Origin of the sequence: Peptacetobacter sp. (assembly GCF_029264495.1) — a bacterium.
GTDB lineage: Bacteria > Bacillota > Clostridia > Peptostreptococcales > Peptostreptococcaceae > Peptacetobacter.
The window spans coordinates 1-1835 of sequence record NZ_JARIBH010000010.1; the positions used below are offsets into that span (position 1 = coordinate 1).

Annotated in this window: 2 protein-coding genes; one reads left to right on the forward strand and one right to left on the reverse strand. The window is 25.3% G+C overall.

All coding sequences use genetic code 11. From position 1 onward, the window contains the following. The coding region (locus Q1J78_RS01105) for an HAD family hydrolase (RefSeq protein WP_330683262.1) at positions 1–292 on the reverse strand (292 nt) is incomplete at its 3' end. A gap of 180 nt (positions 293–472) precedes the next feature. On the opposite strand from Q1J78_RS01105, the gene Q1J78_RS01110 reads away from it, so the two are divergent. After that, complete coding sequence (locus Q1J78_RS01110; protein WP_300276042.1) at positions 473–1663, forward strand: cell wall-binding repeat-containing protein; 1191 nt, start codon at positions 473–475, stop codon at positions 1661–1663. Positions 1664–1835: the final 172 nt, after the last annotated feature.

Here is a 1835-nt window from a genome sequence, read left to right on the forward strand (position 1 = left end):
TACCAAAATCAGAAAAGCTACCCCATTTAGCATATCCAAAATCAATAGAGGCATTTTTGGCAGCTAAAAAATCTGAATATGTATCACCTATATATAAAACATCTTCAGGTTTTAAATTTAATACAGACAAACATTTTAATAATGGTTCAGGATTTGGTTTATGAACTTTGGTATCATCTGCCAAAATAGATGTTGAAAAATATTTATTCAATCCTTTTTCTATAATATCTATTTTGTATTGCTCTCTTGTTTTTGAAGAAACAATAGCTTGAATAATATTATTAGTATATATTTTTTCATAACTTTACTCCTAAAATAATTAATTTAATACAAGATTATTATATACGAATGTATTGAAATATGACATAAAATTATGAAGAATTAGCAGAATAAAAATTTGGAATTTATTGAATTTATATAAAATAGATGTTATCATTAAGTTAAGATAAATTTATTTAAAGGAGAAAAAGATATGAAAAATAAAATTTTGGCAATGATGTTAGGATTTATATTAACTTTTTCTACTGTAATTAGTGTTGCAGCAGATGATGAAACATATGATTTTGATCTAGAATATTTGGATTTAGGTCCTATCGATATGTATGATAATTTCGAAGAATGTATAGATGATGATGCAGATGCAACAGTACTAGTTTCTCAAAGGGAACTATTATCAGATGGTTTAAGTGCAAGTGGATTAATAGGAGCAGCAAATGCAAATTTAGTGCCTGTAATGACAATGGATGGAAAAAGTTCAGTAGATAAAAACTTGTTAACAACAAAAGATATATATATTGTAGGAGGAACAAGAGTAATAACAAAAGAACTTGAAAATAAATTAAAAAAAGAAGGTTTTAATGTAAAAAGATTAGCTGGAAAAGATAGATATGAAACTAGTTATAATGTAGCTAAAGAAGTAAATAGACTTTCAAAAGTAAAATCAGTAGCAATTGTAAATGGGAAAAATGGAGAAGCAGATGCTGTATCAATAGCATCTGTAGCTATAAAAAATAAAATGCCAGTCATCGTAACAGATGGTAAAAAATTAAATTCAAATTTATCATCAGTAAAAACATATGCAATAGGTGGAAATTCTGTTATAAGTGAATCATTAGTTAAAAAAACTAATGCAAAAAGAATTGGTGGAAAAGATAGATATGAAACAAATAAGAAGGTAATAAAAGAATTTTATCCAAACTGTGATGAATTTACAGTACTAGAATCAGACTATATACATAGATCTTTTGCAGTAGAAGCTATAACAGACGATCAACCTATTGTATTAGTAAGTTCTAAAAGTGATAAAAGTATTTTAAATAATGCTGATGAATTATTATTTGTATATTTTGAAAATGTACACCCTAATGTAGAATCATCTTGCATAGCTGCAGCTTCTGGAAAAGGTGTTTATCAAGCATATGAGAATTTATTTAAAAAATTAAAAACAAATAGAGAAGATGTTTGTTACACATATAATCCTAAAAATAACTATGTAGATAAAGCAAGTCTTAGAAGAGATTATTATATATTTAATATATCTGATTTTTATTATGAATCAGGAAATATAGAGTTCTCTGATTTAGATTTTAATTATTTAGTAAATAAGAAAACTATGAAAATTTATACTTATGGACCAGATCATATATTAAGAGCTGTAAAATAAAAAACAAAAAGCTGTCACAAGAGTACTTTAAATAGTATTTGTGGCAGCTTTTTTATTATCTATCAGAAACATCATTATAAACTATTATTCTATTTGGCACTAAATCTTTAGGATTAATATTTTTATCGATATCAACATCAATACCAACAGAATCACCAATTTTTAATTTTGA